Here is a 17,501-nt window from a genome sequence, read left to right as displayed (position 1 = left end):
GTTTCAGGACATCGCAGATGAAACGCATCGGCGTAGTGGTGTTTCCGGGCTTCCAGATCCTCGACATGGTCGCCGTATCGATTTTCGAACTCGCCAATCAGGACACCGACGAGCCCGCATACGATGTCGCGCTGATCTCCGAGCACGGCGGCATGGTGCGCAGTTCGGCGGGCGTCGAGGTCGCGACGCGGCCGTTCGGCGATCCCGCCTACGACACGGTGATCGTCACCGGCGCAATGGAAATCGCGCCGTCGTCGCCGGGGCTGCTCGCGTTTCTGAACGACGCCCTCGCCGCCTCGCGCCGCACCGCGAGCATCTGCACCGGCGCGTTCGTGCTCGCCGAAGCGGGCATCCTCGACGGCCGCCACGCGACCACGCACTGGGCGCATGCCCGCGATCTGCAGCGGCGCTTTCCGCGCGCGCGGGTCGACGAGGACCGCATCTTCATCGTCGACGGCTCGGTGTGGACCTCGGCCGGCATGACCGCGTGCATCGATCTGTGCCTCGCGCTGGTCGAGAACGACCTCGGCGTCGCGGTGTCGCGCGCGATCGCGAAGAAGCTCGTCGTCTATCACCGCCGCACCGGCGGGCAATCGCAGTACTCGGCGATGCTCGATCTCGAGCCGAAGTCCGATCGGATTCAGAATGCGCTGTCGTATGCGAAGAGTCATCTGCACGAGCCGCTGAGCGTCGAACAGCTCGCCGAGGTCGCGCATCTGAGCCCGCGCCAGTTCAGCCGCGCGTTCCGCGACGAGACACGCCAGTCGCCGGCCCGAGCGATCGAGGCGCTGCGCGTCGAAGCGGCCCGCACGATGCTCGAAACCGGCCGTCATTCGATCGAAACGGTCGCAGCCGACACTGGCTTCATCGACCCCGAGCGGATGCGGCGCGCGTTTTTGCGCGCGTTCGGCCAGCCGCCTCAAGCGATCCGGCGCGCCGCACGCGTGCCGTAAGCATTCGGGTGGAAAATAGGCAACCCGCGATGCAAAGCTGCGCGAAACAGCAGTGTCCCGCTCGGCCCACGAATCGAAACCAGACCAAACGAAAGGAAACGCGATGAGCTACAACGACAGCAACCCGTTCGCCAAAATCTTGCGCGGCGAACTACCATGCATCAAGGTGGCCGAAAACGACCAGGCGCTGGCTTTCATGGACTTGATGCCGCAAGCCGACGGTCATCTGCTCGTCGTGCCGAAGGAAGCGGTCGCGGAGATTTTCGATCTGTCGGATGCGGCGCTCGTCGCGTCGGCGCGCATGGCGCAAAAGCTCGCGATCGCGGTACGCGCGGCGCTGCGTCCGGACGGCGTGTTCATCGGCCAGTTCAATGGCGCGGCGGCGGGACAGACGGTGCCGCATGTCCATTTCCATGTGATTCCGCGCTGGGAAGGTCAGCCGCTGAAGCTGCATGCGCGCGAGGTCGCCGACGCCGACACACTTGAAGCGCTCGCCAAACGGATTCGCGCGCACTGGCGCGCCCATTGAAGCGCGACGCGTGGGCCTGCCGACACAACGCCGCGCCCAGCATCACGGTCACGTGCGGTAACAACTGTAAAAACCGTTGAAACCACCGCTCGGCGTGTCGCGACTAGACTGCTATTGCCTTGCGTTCAAGGCATTGAGTGTGGATCTCTTTTTTCAGCCTGCCCCTGTGGCAGGCTTTTTTCTTGGTGGACCCGTTTCGCAATCTCAGGACCGATCGCGAGAACGGCGGAGCGGATGGCGCCAGTCGATGCGTCGGGGGCGCGCTGACAACGGCCGTCCGTCATGCAGGTCGCGATGCTCCTGCCACAGCTCGTCGGAAAAAAGAAACATCACGATCAGCAGCGGCACGACCAGAAAAATCCCGAGTATCACGTGCTCGTTCACGATAGCCTCCAGGTGCAGGAGATTTGTTTCAATTGTAGAGCACCGCCTGTACCCGCATGCCGTTGCAGGCGCTTTACGAAAGCTCGCGAGCGGCGGCTGGCACTGTTTATTTTCAGCACTTGCCGCGTTGTTGCACGTAACGCCTTTTGCCTGCCGGATGACTTTGTGTGCGATGCACAAACGGGTGGATTAAATTGTATTAGCTCGCTTAATTGGCGCTACGCGTTTACGCGAATACGCGCGCAAAGCTTTATCAGTTAAAGCGATGAGTGAGCTAGGGCTTTTAGTTATTCATTTCATTGCCATTCGATCAGACGGCTCCGCAAGCCTTAATCAGCCACCACAGCGGGTGCGACAATTCGCCACTGTTGCGACCGCACACAAGATGTGCTTGTCGTTCTTACTGATTCTCCTAGAGTACAAGCTGTGTGTTCACCGTTAAAGTTAAATACATAGCTAACCGAGTATTTTTTCGGCCCGCCCCGGAGGAATAAATGAAAACTCGAATTGCCGTTGTTTTCGCCATCGCGGGTTTGGCTGCCGCTAGCGTTCAGGCGCAAGACGTCGTGATCAAGCCGCAGCAAACTATCCAATTCAAGGCCAATGCGTACGGCTGCGTATCGAAGGACAAGCTCGATGCCGTCGATCACCACGCGCAAGCCGGTGAGCAGCAGCAGATGCAGGAATTCTTCTCCGGATATCAATGCGTATCGACACCGACCGACTCGAGTTTCCGGGTGGTGCGCGTGGTCGGCCACGACGTCGAGTTCGTGAATGCAGCCAATAGCGACACCGAGGGACTCTGGGCAAACGACCGATTTATCAAGCAATAAGTACAACACCGGTATTCCGGCAAAAGCCGGAATACGGTCGCATGCGTATCAACTGCGGCTTTAAAGTCGCAGGCGTGAACGCGTGAGCTAAAAAAGGACGGCTTGGGCATTCGGATGCCAAGCCGTTTTTTTTATTTCTTTTTATACCGCCAGGCTTCACGTGCAATAAAAAAGCCGATGCGGGTTTTATCGACCCGCATCGGCAGTACGCCTTCTCGCAAAGCGCAGGAAACCGGCCACCTGCAACCGGCGCGTCAGTGCACGCGCTTGCTGCGGCGGAACTGGTCGAACAATACCGCGAGCAGCAGGATGCCGCCGCGGATCAGGTACTGATAGAACGTCGGCACGTTAAGCAGGCTCATGGCGTCCTGCACAGAGCCCATGATCAGCACGCCGACCAGCACGCCGGAGATGGTCGCGACACCGCCTGTCAGCGATACGCCGCCGAGCACGCACGCGGAAATCACGCCGAGTTCGAGCCCGACCGACGTCTTCGGATCGCCGAGGCTCATGCGCGACGCGAGCATCACGCCCGCAAAGCCGGTCACGAGCCCCTGCAGCACGAAAACCGTGATCTTGATCCGCGTGACCGGCAGCCCGGCCAGCACGGCTGCTTCGCTATTGCCGCCGACGGCCAGCACGTTCTTGCCGAACACTGTCTTCTTCAGCAGGAAGCCGAACAGCACGAAGCCGATGATGTTGCTCCAGATCGGATAAGAAATGCCGAGGAACGAGCCGCCGCCGAGATCGAAGAAGCGCTCCTCGGAGATCATCACCGCGTCGCCGTTCGAGGTGATGTAGGCGAGGCCACGCACGACCTCCATCATCGCGAGCGTGACGATCAGCGAGTTGATCTTGTAGCGCGCGACCAGCGTGCCGTTGACGAGTCCGACCGCGCCGCCCGCAAGCACGCCGGCCGCGACGCCGACGAACACGCTATGCGTCGCGGTAATCAGCACGGAGGCCACCACGCCGGAAAACGCGACGATCGACGCGACCGACAGGTCCACCTCGCCGAGCGCGAGCACGAACATCATGGTGACGGAGATCGAGCCGATCAGCGTGACCGACAACAGCAGGCCCTGGATATTGCGCGAGCTCAGAAAGCCGGGGACCGTGAACGACAGCACCGCGAACAGGATGACGAACACCATCACGATGCCGGATTTGTTGATCAGGTCCCAGGTGCGCGCGGCACGCGCGGTCAAACCGGCGGAGGCGACGGCGGGGGTCGAGGAATCGGTCGAAGGTATGCTCATGATGTCTGTTCCATTCAATGCCGTTTTCGTTGCGGTATTCGGTAAGAGGTCTGGTGGCGCGAGCCGTTGGCCGATCAGCGCGGCAACGCCAGCTTGATCAGCGCATCCGGCGTGGCCTGCGCCTTCGGAAGATCGCCGACGATGCGGCCTTCCTTCATCACGATCACGCGATCGGTCACGCCGATCACTTCGGCGAGATCGCTCGACACGACGATGACTGTGCGGCCCGCCTCGGCGAGCCCATACAGCAGCCCGTAGATCTCGCTGCGCGCCCCGACGTCGATGCCACGCGTCGGCTCGTCCATCAGGAACACGTCGATTTCTTCGGCGAGCCAGCGCGACAGGATCACCTTCTGCTGATTGCCGCCGGACAGCGTGCCGATCGGCGTGTCGCCGTTGCGGGTCTTGATCGCGAGCTTGCCGATGTAGTCGCGCGTGGTCTGCGCTTCCTTGCGGCCGTTGAGCACGTTGAAGCGACTGAAATGGCGGCGGCAGCTGATGTTCAGGTTGTCCGACACCGACGCGATCGACACGATTCCTTCCTGCTTGCGATCCTCGGGACACAGCGCGACACCGGCGCGCACCGCGTCGCGCGGCGTGGCGAACTGCACGCGCTTGCCCTTTAGCGCAACCCCGCCGGCGCTCGGCTTGACCGCGCCGTAGATCAGCTTCATCAGCTCGGAGCGGCCCGCGCCGACGAGCCCGAAAAAGCCGACGATCTCGCCCTTGCGCGCCGAAAACGACGCCGGTTCGCGCAGGCCCGGTCCCATCAGGCCGTCGACCTGAAGCTGCACGTCGCCGTGCTCGCGCGCGCGATAGCCGTACACATCGGTGATCGAGCGGCCCACCATGCAACTGATCAGCCGATCGCGATCGAGTCCCGCGCCGGCTTCGAAGGTGTCGATGCGGCGGCCGTCGCGAAACACGGTGACGCGATCGCACAGCTCGTAGACTTCGTCCATCCGGTGCGTGACGTAGATGATCGCGCGGCCTTCGGCCTTCAGCGCGCGGATGATGCGGAACAGTTGCGTGGTTTCGCGCGACGACAGCGAGCTGGTCGGTTCGTCGAACGCGATCACGCGCGCGTCGCGCATCAGCGCCTTGCCGATTTCGATCATCTGCCGCTGACCGATCGACAGATGCTTGACCTGCTGCGACGGATCGAGCTTTTCGCCGAGCCGTTCGAGCTCGCGCATCGCGCGCGCGACCAAGGCCTTTTCGTCCAGAACCCCGAAGCGATTCGGCAGCGCGCCAAGCATCAGGTTCTCGGCGACGGTCAGCTCCGGCACCAGATGCAGTTCCTGATAGATGATCGCGATGCCCGCGGCGATCGCCGCCTTGGTCGTCGCGAACTGCTGCTCGACGCCATCGAGCGACAGCGTGCCCGACACAGGATGATTGACGCCGGACAGCACCTTCAGCAGCGTCGACTTGCCGGCGCCGTTTTCGCCCATCAGGCCGTGCACCTCGCCGCGGCGCACTTCGAGCGACACCTGGTCGAGCGCAAGCACGCCCGGGAAGCGCACGGTGATGCCGTCGAGCTGCAGATAGGGGGCGTCGGATGCGGGCGTCGATGCAGGCGAGGGCGCAAGCGCCGCGTCGCCGGCATGAGACCCGGTGAATAGGGACGTCATCGGAAAAACCTCGAACGGATGTAACCAGAGCGGGCCACGCTCACGCTAAACGCAAGGCGCGATGCGGCCCGCCGTCTGCTGCGAGAACTTCGCTTAAATGCCCAGTTCCTTGCGCACGTCCTGCCAGTTGCTACGCACCATCAACTTGCCGGTGGTCTGCGTATCGGCAGGCGGCTGCTTGCCGCCCTTGATCCATTCGACGAGGTTTTCGGTGCTCTCCTTGCCGTGGTTCGTCGAGCTGACCGCGATCGTGCCGTAGAAGCCCGTCGGTTCCTTCTTCTGGAACTCGGCGAACGCCTCGCCCGCGCCGTTGATGCCGACGCCGATCACGTCCGTCCCCGGAATATGCAGCTGTTCGGTCGCACGCACGCCGCCGAGCACGCTTTCCTCGTTGAGCGCGAAGATCACCCACTTCTTGATGTTCGGATGCTGCGCGAGCACCGGCGAGACCGCGTTGAAGCCGCCTTCGTCGTCGGTGGTTTTCTGCGGCGCGTCGAAGATGTTTTCCTTCTTGAAGCCGCCGGCGAGCAGCGACTGCGTCGCGCCGTCGGTGCGCAGCTTCGCGGTCGGCAGTTCGTAGTCGGTGATGCGCAGCGCGCCGACTTCCTCGGGCTTCCAGCCGCGGCGCTTCATTTCGTCGGAGATCGCCTGGCCCACCTGGTTGCCGATCTTGAACGCGGACATGCCGAGGTGCGGCACGTTCGCAAGCGGCTTGCCGGTCGAATCGACCAGCTGGTCGTCGACGGTCACGAACTTCATGTTGTAGCGCTTCGCGCGCGCCTGGATCGCCGGTCCGAGACGCACGTCGGGCGCGCAGATCACGAAGCCCTTCGCACCTTGCGCGCCGAGGTTGTCGATCGCGGCCAGCACTTTTTCGCCGTCGGGCGTACCGATGTTGACGACCGAGAATCCGTCCTTCTGGCCGAGCGCGGTCGCGGCTTTCTGTTCGTTGATGAACCACGCCTGTTCCGGCATCTTCACGAGGAAGCCGACTTTGAGCGGCTCATCCGCATGCGCGGACAGTTGCGCGGCAAACGGCGCGGCGAGGGCGGCGGCGGCCATCGCGGTCAGGGTCAAACGGCGAAGCTTGCTGGTCATCTACTGTCTCCTGAGGTTGAAAAGCTGCATTGATGTCGTGGTAGTTGCAGCGGGGTAACACGGGCGGCGTCAGCCGACGCGCGGATTGAGGGTGGATCTGGGCCCGGCAAGCCGGGCGATTCGTGAAACGGGGCGCACGACGAGTGGCGCGGCGAAAACCGTGGTGCGGCTCATCGGTTCTAGCCCGCCACGTACGCCGTTTTGACGGCGGTCCAGAACGCGGCATCGCTCGCGCCATAGGCCGACGCCTTGCGCCCGCCGCCGGGTCCGTGATGCTCGACGGCCGTGGTCGGCAGGTTGATCGTGACGAGACCGCTCTGCACGTGGCGGCGAAAATGGCGCGCGCGTTCGAGCGAGCGCGTGCAGATGCCTGCGCACAATCCGTAGGTGGTGTCGTTCGCGAGATGCAGCGCGTGTTCGTAATCGTCCGCGCGCAGCACGACCGCGAGCGGCCCGAAAATCTCTTCGCGCGCGATGCGATGCTCCGGTTCGCCGATAAACAGCGCCGGCTCGAAAAAATAGCCGTGTGTCGCACGCTGCAATTGCCGCCCGCCACGCAGCAACTGCGCGCCTTCCTGCTCGCCGACGCGCACGTATTCGAGATTGCGTTCGAGCTGCGCGGCGTTCGCCACCGGGCCGATGTCGGTGCCGTGCTTCAACGCGTGATCGACGGTGAGTTTCGCGAGCTTTTCCTGCAACGCGTCGACGAACGACGCGAACACCGCGCGTTCGACGATCAGCCGCGCGGCCGCGGTGCTGCGCTGGCCCGTCGCGCTGAAGGCGCCGGTCAGCGCCGCATCGACCGCGCCGTCGAGATTGGCGTCGGCCAGCACGACGAACGGATTCTTACCACCCATCTCGAGCTGCACGCGCGCCTGGCGCGTGGCGGCGGCCTGCAGCACACGCGTACCGGTATCGGACGAACCGGTGAAGCTGATCGCCGCGACGAGCGGATGCGCGACGATTCGCGCACCGACTTTGCGGCCGCTGCCCATCACGAGGTTGAATACGCCGGCCGGCAAGCCCGCGCGACTGATGATCGACGCAAGCGCCGCCGCGCAGGCCGGCACCGATTCGGCCGGTTTGTAGACGACGCAGTTGCCATGTGCCAGCGCGGCGCCGATCTTCGCCGCGGCGATCGCGAGCGGCGCGCTCCACGGCGCGATGATGCCGACTACGCCGAGCGGCTCGCGCGTCACGTCGATTTCGACGCCGGCACGCGCGGACGCGAGCGGTTCGGCGAACGCGCGCAGCGCCTCGGCCGCGAACAGCTTGAACAGTTGCCCCGCGCGCGTCGCTTCGGCGAGCGCCTCGGGCAGCACCTTGCCGACTTCACGCGCGAGCAGGCGCGCCAGTTCCTCGCGGCGCGCGAGCATTTCGCTGCCGATCGCGTCGAGCGCGTCGGCGCGGCGCTGCGCGGAAGCGAGCGACCAGTCGCGAAACGCCGCGTGCGCCGCCTCGATTGCGCTGTCGGTCTGCCGCACGTCGGCCCGCACGTATTCGCCGACCGGCTCGTCGAGATCCGACGGATTGAGCGACACGCCCGCGGTCGCGCCCGTCTCCCATCCGCCATTGATGTAATGGCGAAACGGGCTGGTAACGAGCGGGACGAGCGGATCGCGGTTCATCGGCGGAAAAGGCGCACCGGAAGTTCACAAAAGTCCACGAATGGTATGAGCGGTCCCAATAACTTTCCAATCCCTTTTTAGGCTTCTCCGATATCAGTTTCGATATGGCATCATGGGAACTTCGGAGGAAGAACGTACAAACATCGCTCGAAAAGACCTGGAGACCCTGCAATGACGCGTAGCTATTCGAACTGGTTCGTGCGCGCGCGGCTGAAGACGCGCCAGTTGCTGCTGCTTGCCGCGATGGAGGAGGAGGGCAACGTGCGCCGCGCGGCCGACGTGCTCGGCATGACGCAGCCGGCCGCGTCGCGCCTGTTGAAAGAACTCGAGGACATGCTCGGCGTGAGCCTGTTCGACCGCACACCGCACGGCATGCACGCGACGCTGTATGGCGAGGTGATGATCCGCCACGCGCGCATGGTGCTGTCGAACCTGAGCCAGGCACACGACGAAATCTCGGCGCTGCGCTCGGGGCTCGCGGGTCAGGTGCGCATCGGCGTGATCGCCGCGGCCGCCGCGACGATGGTGCCGCGCGCGATTGCGAGCGTGAAGGAGCGGTATCCGCAACTGCAGATCTGGACCGAGGTCGAGACCTCGGACGTGATGCTGCCGCGTCTCGCCGAAGGCGATCTCGACATCATGATCGGCCGCGTGCTGGAACGGCAGAACCAGTTCAAGACCGACGTGCGCTACGAACCGCTCGCCGACGAGCCGTTGTGCGTGGTCGCGCGTCCCGGTCATCCGCTCGAAAACGAAACGGGTTTGACGCTGCGCGGTATCGTCAACGCGGCGTGGGTGCTGCATCCGCCCGGCAGCGTGCTGCGTCACCGCTTCGATCTGATGTTTTCGCAAATCGGCCTGAATCCGCCGCAGAACGTCGTCAATACGAACAACTTCCTCGCGATTTCGAGTCTGCTGCTGCAAAGCGACATGTTGGCCGTATTGCCCGATGAAGTGGCGCGTCAGTACCAACAGTACGGGGTATTGAAGCGTGTACCGATCGATTTACCGTGCAGGATGGACACATTCGGTATCATCACGCGCCAGTCGCATCTGTTGTCTCCGGCGGCCGCTGTCGTGCTCGAGGCGCTGCGGGAGGCGGCTCACGACGTGTACGGTACCGCCATGGAAGCAGCGGTGGCCCGGTAAATGCTTCCTTCCGTGTCATAGGCACCGGCTGACGGCGCGGGAGGAACAGACGATGTACAGCAAACACAAGAAACGGCAACGCGCCGTCGACGATTCATTTTCGCTGCGCTCCGGTGGAGCGAGCGCCTGGTTTAGCAACGGCATGGCTCTCAAATCGACAATATACAAGGCGGAATTGCAGATCGCGGACATGGACCGGCACTATTACGCCGACCATTCGCTGACGATCGCCCGTCACCCGTCGGAAACCGACGAACGGATGATGGTCCGTGTCGCCGCGTTTGCGCTGTTCGCGCAGGAGCGGCTGGAGTTTTGCAAAGGTCTGTCGGATGTCGACGAGCCGGATCTGTGGGCGAAGGATCTGACCGGCGCGATCGATACCTGGATCGAGGTCGGCCAGCCCGATGAGCGCCGTATCGCGAAGGCGAGCGGCCGGGCCAATCACGTGGTCGTGATCGCGTATGGCGGGCGCACCTCGGAAATCTGGTGGCAGGGTGTGCGCAACAAGGTCGAGCGCCTGCGCAACGTGACGGTCTGGACGCTCGGCGAGGACGTCGCGGCGTCGCTCGGCTCACTCGCCGAACGCACGATGCGGCTGCAATGCACCGTGCAGGACGGCGAAGCCTGGCTCGGCAGCGCCGAAGCCGATGCGGTGAAGATCGACTGGACCGTACTCAAAGCGCCCGCCGACGCCTGATGGCACAGAGTCTTAGCCGGCTTTTGCGCTGCTTCGTTGGCGCATTCAGAGCGACGTGAGTCGTGCCGCCTCCGGCGGCCCCTTCAGTTCGACCATGTTGCCCTCCGGGTCGAACAGATACAGCGACGGCCCGAATCCGTCTGCACCGTAACGCACCCCCTGTTCGCCGAGCCGCGCGCCGTGCGCGCTCAGATGCGCCTTCAGCGCGTCGGCGTCGAAGGACTCGACGCGCAGACACAGGTGATCCATGTTGCGCCCCGTGCCCGCCTCACCGTTTTCCGCGCGATCGAGCTTCGCGCCGACCTGCAGCAGATCGATCAGCGATCGGCCCGCACGCAGTTGCGTGAGGCCGAGTTCGCGCTGCTCCTTTTCAACGCTGCAACCGAGTACGTCGCAGTAAAAGCGCGCGAGGGTTTCGACGTGCGTCGCCCGGATCACGACGTGGTCGATCTCGCGAATGTGGATTTTCATGTCGAACGCCCTTTCGCCAGTACGGAGAACCGATTAGGAAGTGTAGGAGAAAGGGCGGGGGCGGATCGGCGGGCAAAAAAAAGCCCGCTCAATTGGAGCGGGCTGAATCCATATCAGGAGGAGACATGGAGGAGACAGGTACTAATATACACATCGGCTTGGTGCGACGCAATAACTTTTTAAGGGAAAACCCGACATCGTGCGAAATTGTCGCACTTTTGGGCAAAACGCCCGGCCGCAGGGCGTTCCGCGGCGCTTCAGTCTGCGAATTGCCGGGTTTGACCCCACGACGGATAAGGACAAGCGCGTCCGAATGACAGAGCAAGAACCGGCGCGTACTGTGTAGTGAAGGGGCCTAGATTGATGAGCATCGACACTGACTGCCCATCCGGGGCCCAAGACATCATGAACGCTACCACTCGCCATTCGACCCAAATGCGCACCTCCGCCGACGTCGACACCAAACAGTGGCGCACGGACGACGAACGCTGGGACGCCGTCACCCGCCGCGACCGCGATGCCGACGGTTCATTCTTCTACGCGGTCAGGACGACCGGGGTGTTCTGCCGGCCGTCGTGCGCGTCGCGCCAGCCGCGCCGCGAAAACGTCGCCTTTTTCACCGATGCCGCCGCCGCGCGCGCCGCGGGCTTTCGCGATTGCAAGCGCTGCCAGCCCGGCGGCCTGCCGCGCGAGCTCGACATCGTCGCGAGGGCGTGCGCCGCGCTCGACGCCGATCCGCAGCAGCGCCTCACGCTCGCGCAACTCAGCGACGCCGTGCACGTGAGCCCGTTCCATTTGCAGCGCCTGTTCAAGCGCGTGGTCGGCGTGTCGCCGCGTCAGTACCAGGCCGCGCAGCGCGGCGCCGCGTTGCGCGATGCACTGCAGGGCGGCGCCGACGTCACGCGCGCGACGCTCGACGCCGGTTTCGGCTCGCCGTCGCGCATGTACGACAGCGCGCCGGCCGAGCTCGGCATGGCGCCGTCCGCGTACCGGCGCAAGGGCGCCGGGCTCACGGTGCGCTACGCGAGCGCGCCGACCTCGCTGGGCGTCGTGCTGGTCGCGGCGACCGATAAGGGCATCTGCAAGATCGGTTTCGGCGACGACACCGCGCTGCTGATCGACGAATTGCGTGGCGAGTTCGCGAACGCCGAGCTGCGCGAAGACGCCGGGCGGCTCGCGCCGTTCATCGCGCAGATCGACGCATATCTGCGCGGCACGCGCCAGGACTTCGACCTGCCGCTCGATATCGCGTCGACCGCGTTCAAGCAGCGCGTGTGGGATGCGCTGCGGCGCATTCCGTACGGCGAGACGCGCAGCTACTCGCAGATCGCCGAGGCGGTCGGCTCGCCGCGCGCTGTGCGCGCCGTCGCGAGTGCATGCGCGACCAATCCGGTCGCGCTCGCGATTCCTTGCCATCGCGTCGTGCAGAAGGGCGGGGCGCTCGCCGGCTATCGCTGGGGGCTGCCGCGTAAGGCCGCCTTGCTCGACAATGAGGCTCAGCACGCAGGCGACGCTTCAGCCAGCGACGCGCCACGCCGCCGCGCAAGCCGCCCCGATGACGACTCCCACCACTCCAAACTGGATCACGCCGCTTGAGCACGCTTAACGACGTCGCAACTCTCGAATTACCGTTCAACGCACCGTTCGACTGGCCGCGGCTGCTGCGCTTTTTCAGCGGCCGCGCGACGCCTGGTGTAGAAGCCGTCGAAGACGGCGCGTATCGTCGCGCGATCGACTGGGACGGCGACAGCGGCACACTCAGCGTGCGCTTGCATCCGCGCAAGCGCTGCATCGTCGCTAGCATTGACGGGCCGGCGAGCCGGCATGCCGATGCACTCGCCGCGCCAATCGCGAAGATGTTTGATCTGCGCGCCGATCCGAAGAAGATCGCCGCCGGACTCGCCTCCGACCCGTGGCTCGCGCCGCTCGTCGCCGCGGTGCCTGGCCTGCGAGTGCCGGGCGCGTGGTCCGGCTTCGAACTGGTGGTGCGTGCGATCGTCGGTCAGCAGGTCAGCGTGAAGGCCGCGACGACCATCATCGGACGGCTCGTGCAGCGCGCGGGCGAACGCATCGACGGGCATCCGCATCAGAACACCGCGTGGCGTTTTCCGACGCCGGCCGCGCTCGCCGAAGTCGATCTCGCGCAGATCGGCATGCCTGGTAAACGCGTCGCCGCGTTGCAAGGCTTCGCGCGCGCGGTCGCGAGCGGCGACGTGCCGCTCGACAGCAGCGATACCGTCGACGCCGCCGGCCTGCGGGCCGCGTTGCTCGCGCTCGCGGGCATCGGCCCATGGACCGTCGAATACGTCGCGATGCGCGCATGGCGCGATCCCGATGCATGGCCCGCGTCGGATCTCGTGCTGATGCAATCGATCAGCGCGCGCGATCCTTCGCTGGTACGGCCCGCGCAGCAGCGCAGTCGCACCGACGCGTGGCGGCCCTATCGCGCGTATGCCGCGATGCATCTGTGGAACGAGGTAGCGGATCGGGCGGGCGCGGCGCGCGGCGGGTGAGTTGAGCCGAGCGTCGTCACGAGGTACCGATGGCGATGGCGTCGTTCAGCGTGACCCCGACGTACCCGCTCAAATCCCGCCGAAGCGGCCGCAAGCAGCCGTTCTGGCGAGATGTTAAAGTGCCCGCTACTGAAAATTCCGCCGAACGTTGTCAGCCGCTACATCGTCTGTGAATCGTCTGGCGATACACGGCGGCCGGCAACGCCCGACTTGCATCAATGCCAAACACCACACCATCCTGCACGACCGACGCGCTTTCGCACCGCCTGTCCGTGCTCGACTCGAGCCCGCAGCGCGATGCGCTGATACGCGGCCTGCGCGGCATCGAAAGGGAAAGCCTGCGCGTAACGCGCGACGGCCAGCTCGCGATGACGCCGCATCCGCGCGCGCTCGGCTCGGCGCTCACACATCCGTCGCTGACGACCGACTACTCCGAGGCACTGCTCGAGCTGATCACGCCGGCCGAGCAGGACGCCGCCGAAACGCTCGCGCAGCTCGACGTGCTGCATCGTTTCGTCTACGCGGAGCTCGGCGACGAGATCCTGTGGAACAACTCGATGCCGGGGCTGTTGCCCGCCACCGACGACGGCATTCCGATCGCGCACTACGGCACGTCCAACATCGGCAAGCTGAAGTACGTGTATCGGGTTGGCCTCGCGCTGCGCTATGGCCGCACGATGCAGTGCATCGCAGGCATCCACTACAACTATTCGCTGAACGAAGAAGTGTGGCGCCTGCTGCACGCCGATCAGCAATCCACCGCGAACGCCGTCGACTTCCAGTCCGACCGCTATCTCGCGCTGATCCGCAATTTCCGCCGCACGAACTGGCTGCTGATGTATCTGTTCGGCGCGTCGCCGGCGCTCGATCGTCGATTCCTCCGCGATCGCAAACACACGCTCGACACGTTCGACGCCGACACGCTGTATCGCCCGTACGCGACGAGCCTGCGCATGAGCGACCTCGGCTATTCGAACACGACCGCGCAAGCCGCGCTGCACGCCGACTACGACACGCTGCCCGGCTATCTGGACGCGCTCGCGAAAGCCGTGAGCCAGCCGTATCCCGCCTACGAGCAGATCGGTACGCAACGCGACGGCGAGTGGGTGCAGATCAACACCAACGTTCTGCAAATCGAAAACGAGTTCTATTCGACGATTCGTCCGAAACGCGTCACGTATCCGGGTGAGCGGCCGCTGCATGCGCTCGCAGTGCGCGGCGTGCAATACGTGGAAGTGCGTTGCATGGACATCGATCCGTTCGAGCCGAACGGCATTTCGCTCGAAACATCGCGCTTTCTCGACGCTTACCTGCTCGTGTGTGCGTTCGACGACAGCGCGCCGCTGCCTCCGCCCGCATACACCGAAGCGAATCAGAACTTCGGCCGCGTGACGATGGAAGGCCGCAAGCCGGGCCTCGAACTGGTTCGCGACGGCAAGCCGGTCGCGATGATCGACTGGGCTGACGAACTGCTCGTGAAAATCGACGCGGCGGCGGCCGTGCTCGATCGGTTGAAGGGCGGCGACGAACACGCGCGCGCGGTCGCCGCGCAACGCGCGAAGCTCGCGGACGTATCGCTGACGCCATCGGCGCGCGTGCTGCAAACGATGCGTGACCAGCAGCAGAGCTTCCTCGCGTTCGGCCTAGCGCAAAGCGAAGCGCACGCCGCGTACTTCCGCGCGCGTCCGCTCGATGCCGAACAGTCCAAGGCGTTTGCGGCCCTCGCGGTGCAATCGCTCGACGAACAGGCGAAGCTCGAACGCGAGGAGGTTGGTTCGTTCGATGCGTTCGTCGCTGCGTATCGGGCCTATACGCTCAATCGTTTCAGTGTCTGAGCGTTCGGACCACAGTAGCTGCAGAAGTGATTCAAGCGGCCCATGTGGCCGCTTTTTCTTGGCCCCGAATCACGCGCAGGTAACCTCTACGGATTGCGCTGTTGCGCCGTGCGTGGAATCGGCAAATACTCCGCGCGTCGTCGTGATTCTCTGATCTCGGTGAAACACCGCTTCGATGAGGTGGTCCAAAATGTTATGACAGGCTCCACAGGGGAGGTATCGACGTGAAGAACAAAGCTCTGTTGGCCGCACTGTGTCTCGTAGCGACAGTGGGATGTTCAACGCAGGGTCAGGTCAATCCGGACGTCATGCAGATCGCGACCAAGCCGTTGACGTGTTCGAACAAGGCCGAATGCGACCTGTGGTGGCAACGGGCGCAAACATGGGTCGCAAGCCATTCGAAGTACAAGATCGAGACCTCTAACGACTCGCTGATCCAGACCGCCGGCCCCGACGGCGGCAAGCGCGCGCTCGCGTTTCAGATCACGCGCGCCGCGGGTCCGGATGGCACCGTTACGATCGGCTTTTCCGCACACTGCGACAGCTCGCTCGGCTGCAAGCCGAATCCTTGGGAAGCCGGTGCCGATTTCAAACAGTATGTGAGAGGCACCACGGGCACAGCCGCCAGCGCGCCGCAAGGCAGTGCGACGCCATCGCAGAACGCACCCGATGCGACGCATCCGGAGACGATGCCCGGAAAGACCACTACGCTGCCGAATGGCGAAGCGATGTCGCAATAGCTGAAGCAGCGGCGGCAGCGGCGATGCATTCGCCACTGCCGCGTGTTCGCTTCAGTGTCCTAATGAGGGCCCGGTGCCCTTGCGCGGCTTAGTGATCCACACAAGCACGGCCAGCACGATAAACGCCGCGGACGAGATGCGGAAAAAGTCATTGGTGGCCATCATGTACGCCTGGCTCGTCACCACCTGGTTCAACTGCGCGGTCAGGCTGTCGCCGGACAGCCCGGCTCCCGCAAGCGCATTCGTATAGGCGTTGGTGTTCGCCGAATACGTGTTGACCGTATCGGCGAGCATCGCGTGATGATAGATCGTGTCGTTTTCCCAGAACGTCGTGCTGATCGCGGTGCCGATCGCGCCCGACAACGTGCGGAAAAAGTTCGACAGACCCGACGCGCTCGCAAGACGCTCGTCGGGCACGCTCGACAGCGTGATCGTCGTCATCGGCACGAAGAAGCACGCGACGCCGATGCCCTGCACGAGCCGCGGCAAGATCACGTGGCCGAACGGCACGTCGAGCGTGAACGTCGAGTTCCAGAACGATACGATCGCGAACACGATGAACGCGAAGCTCGCGACCATGCGCAAATTCAGCCGGTGCATGTTCTTGCCGATCATCGGCGATAAAAACAGCGCGAGCAGTCCGACCGGTGCGGTGGCGAGACCCGCGAGGCCGGCCGTGTAGCCCATCACCGTTTGCAGCCATAGCGGAAAGATCACCACCGAGCCGAAGAACGCCATGAAGCCGAACGAAATGATCACGACGCCAAGCGCGAAATTGCGATCCTTGAACAGCGACAGGTCGACGATCGGCTCCTCCTCGGTCAACTCCCACACGAGGAGAAACGCGATCGACAGCAGCGCGATCACGGCGAGCGCGACGATGAACGTCGAGTTGAACCAGTCGCGGTCCTTGCCGAGATCGAGCATCATCTGCAGACACGACACGCCGGTCACGAGCAGTACGAGACCCACCACGTCGATGCGCTGGCGCGTCGTCCGGGTCTCGCGGCCGCGCAGCAGCAGATATGCGCAGAACGCCGAAAACAGGCCGATCGGAACGTTGATGTAGAAGATCCACGGCCACGTGAAATGATCGGTGATATAGCCGCCCATCACCGGGCCGAAGATCGGCGCGCAGATCACGGTCATCGCCCATAAGCCTAGCGCGAGGCCACGTTTCGCGGGCGGGTAGGAGCGCATCAGGATCGTCTGCGACAGCGGGACCATCGGGCCGGACACCAGCCCTTGCGCAAGCCGGAATGCGATTAGCGATTCGAAGTTATGGGCGAAACCGCAGGCCGCCGACGCGATCGTGAATAGCAGCACCGACAATGTGAAGAGTCGTACCTCGCCGACGCGTCGCGCGAGCCAGCCGGTTAGCGGCACGGCGATCGCCGAAGCGACCGAGTACGACGAGATCACCCAGGTGCCTTGGCTGGCCGCGACGCCGAGGCTGCCGGAAATGGTCGGCACCGCGACGTTCGCAATCGAGGTGTCGAGCACCTCCATGAAGGTGCCGAGCGCAAGGCCGACGGTCAACAGCGCGAGCGTGCCGCCTTTGAGCGGAGCGGGTTCGGCTGCGGGCAGCGCGGCGTTGGGGGCCGTGGCATCCATAGGTTTTGTTCTCCTCAGGCGGAAAAGCTTGTCGTGGCAGCTTTATCAGGTCTTTCAAACATGATGCTTACATGCCACATCACCCTCTGCCCAGACAGATATCTGGTGACAATGATGCGTGGGACAGGCGTCTTGTGATTGTCTTGCTAGTACTTCGTGATGAA

General features: G+C 64.0%; 16 protein-coding genes. 9 read left to right on the top strand and 7 right to left on the bottom strand.

Features of this window, described 5'->3' with window-relative positions:
• Positions 1–17 precede the first annotated feature (17 nt).
• Both BC1002_RS15905 and BC1002_RS15900 read left to right on the top strand, forming a co-directional pair.
• Positions 18–953 (top strand): GlxA family transcriptional regulator, encoded by a 936-nt coding sequence (locus BC1002_RS15905; RefSeq protein WP_013091023.1) that lies wholly within the window; start codon positions 18–20, stop codon positions 951–953.
• Positions 954–1,056: 103 nt separating this feature from the next.
• Positions 1,057–1,482: an HIT family protein gene (locus tag BC1002_RS15900; RefSeq protein WP_013091022.1), complete on the top strand. Its 426-nt coding sequence runs from the start codon at positions 1,057–1,059 to the stop codon at positions 1,480–1,482.
• Between the two features lie 204 nt (positions 1,483–1,686).
• On the opposite strand, the gene BC1002_RS15895 is transcribed toward BC1002_RS15900, so the two are convergent.
• Entirely contained in the window at positions 1,687–1,866 is a 180-nt protein-coding gene (locus tag BC1002_RS15895; RefSeq protein ID WP_013091021.1) for a hypothetical protein, read from the bottom strand.
• Positions 1,867–2,360: 494 nt separating this feature from the next.
• Here BC1002_RS15895 and sap1 point away from each other — a divergent pair, with 494 nt between their 5' ends.
• Entirely contained in the window at positions 2,361–2,699 is a 339-nt protein-coding gene (gene sap1 / locus BC1002_RS15890; RefSeq protein WP_013091020.1) for a surface attachment protein Sap1, read from the top strand.
• A gap of 254 nt (positions 2,700–2,953) precedes the next feature.
• Here sap1 and araH read toward each other — a convergent pair whose 3' ends face one another.
• The 4 genes from araH to BC1002_RS15870 all read right to left on the bottom strand — a co-directional run bounded on the left by araH (position 2,954) and on the right by BC1002_RS15870 (position 8,318).
• Entirely contained in the window at positions 2,954–3,958 is a 1,005-nt protein-coding gene (gene araH / locus BC1002_RS15885; protein WP_013091019.1) for an L-arabinose ABC transporter permease AraH, read from the bottom strand.
• Positions 3,959–4,032: 74 nt separating this feature from the next.
• On the bottom strand, positions 4,033–5,592 hold the full coding sequence (araG, locus tag BC1002_RS15880; protein WP_013091018.1) for an L-arabinose ABC transporter ATP-binding protein AraG: 1,560 nt from the start codon (positions 5,590–5,592) through the stop codon (positions 4,033–4,035).
• A 93-nt stretch (positions 5,593–5,685) separates the two neighbouring features.
• Positions 5,686–6,690, bottom strand: a complete 1,005-nt coding sequence (locus BC1002_RS15875) for an arabinose ABC transporter substrate-binding protein (RefSeq protein WP_013091017.1) — start codon at positions 6,688–6,690, stop codon at positions 5,686–5,688.
• Positions 6,691–6,869: 179 nt separating this feature from the next.
• A complete protein-coding gene (locus BC1002_RS15870; RefSeq protein WP_013091016.1) occupies positions 6,870–8,318 on the bottom strand; it encodes an aldehyde dehydrogenase family protein in 1,449 nt (482 codons plus the stop codon).
• A 171-nt stretch (positions 8,319–8,489) separates the two neighbouring features.
• Here BC1002_RS15870 and BC1002_RS15865 point away from each other — a divergent pair, with 171 nt between their 5' ends.
• Both BC1002_RS15865 and BC1002_RS15860 read left to right on the top strand, forming a co-directional pair.
• Positions 8,490–9,467 (top strand): LysR family transcriptional regulator, encoded by a 978-nt coding sequence (locus BC1002_RS15865; RefSeq protein ID WP_013091015.1) that lies wholly within the window; start codon positions 8,490–8,492, stop codon positions 9,465–9,467.
• 142 nt (positions 9,468–9,609) lie between these two features.
• A complete protein-coding gene (locus BC1002_RS15860) occupies positions 9,610–10,164 on the top strand; it encodes a YaeQ family protein (RefSeq protein WP_026228986.1) in 555 nt (184 codons plus the stop codon).
• A 45-nt stretch (positions 10,165–10,209) separates the two neighbouring features.
• On the opposite strand, the gene BC1002_RS15855 is transcribed toward BC1002_RS15860, so the two are convergent.
• Complete coding sequence (locus tag BC1002_RS15855) at positions 10,210–10,635, bottom strand: VOC family protein (RefSeq protein WP_013091013.1); 426 nt, start codon at positions 10,633–10,635, stop codon at positions 10,210–10,212.
• A gap of 435 nt (positions 10,636–11,070) precedes the next feature.
• On the opposite strand from BC1002_RS15855, the gene ada reads away from it, so the two are divergent.
• The 4 genes from ada (at position 11,071) to BC1002_RS15835 (ending at position 15,723) form a co-directional block, all read left to right on the top strand.
• A complete protein-coding gene (gene ada, locus BC1002_RS15850) occupies positions 11,071–12,231 on the top strand; it encodes a bifunctional DNA-binding transcriptional regulator/O6-methylguanine-DNA methyltransferase Ada (protein WP_041734473.1) in 1,161 nt (386 codons plus the stop codon).
• Complete coding sequence (locus tag BC1002_RS15845; RefSeq protein WP_013091010.1) at positions 12,228–13,148, top strand: DNA-3-methyladenine glycosylase family protein; 921 nt, start codon at positions 12,228–12,230, stop codon at positions 13,146–13,148. The genes ada and BC1002_RS15845 overlap by 4 nt, the downstream gene beginning before the upstream one ends.
• Before the next feature lie 218 nt (positions 13,149–13,366).
• Positions 13,367–14,983: a glutamate--cysteine ligase gene (gene gshA / locus BC1002_RS15840; protein WP_013091009.1), complete on the top strand. Its 1,617-nt coding sequence runs from the start codon at positions 13,367–13,369 to the stop codon at positions 14,981–14,983.
• 224 nt (positions 14,984–15,207) lie between these two features.
• Positions 15,208–15,723, top strand: a complete 516-nt coding sequence (locus BC1002_RS15835) for a hypothetical protein (protein WP_013091008.1) — start codon at positions 15,208–15,210, stop codon at positions 15,721–15,723.
• Positions 15,724–15,774: 51 nt separating this feature from the next.
• On the opposite strand, the gene BC1002_RS15830 is transcribed toward BC1002_RS15835, so the two are convergent.
• On the bottom strand, positions 15,775–17,337 hold the full coding sequence (locus BC1002_RS15830; RefSeq protein ID WP_013091007.1) for a DHA2 family efflux MFS transporter permease subunit: 1,563 nt from the start codon (positions 17,335–17,337) through the stop codon (positions 15,775–15,777).
• Positions 17,338–17,501: the final 164 nt, after the last annotated feature.

The sequence above is a fragment of the Paraburkholderia atlantica genome (genome assembly GCF_000092885.1).
Lineage (GTDB): Bacteria > Pseudomonadota > Gammaproteobacteria > Burkholderiales > Burkholderiaceae > Paraburkholderia > Paraburkholderia atlantica.
This window is presented reverse-complemented; position numbering and strand designations above follow the sequence as displayed.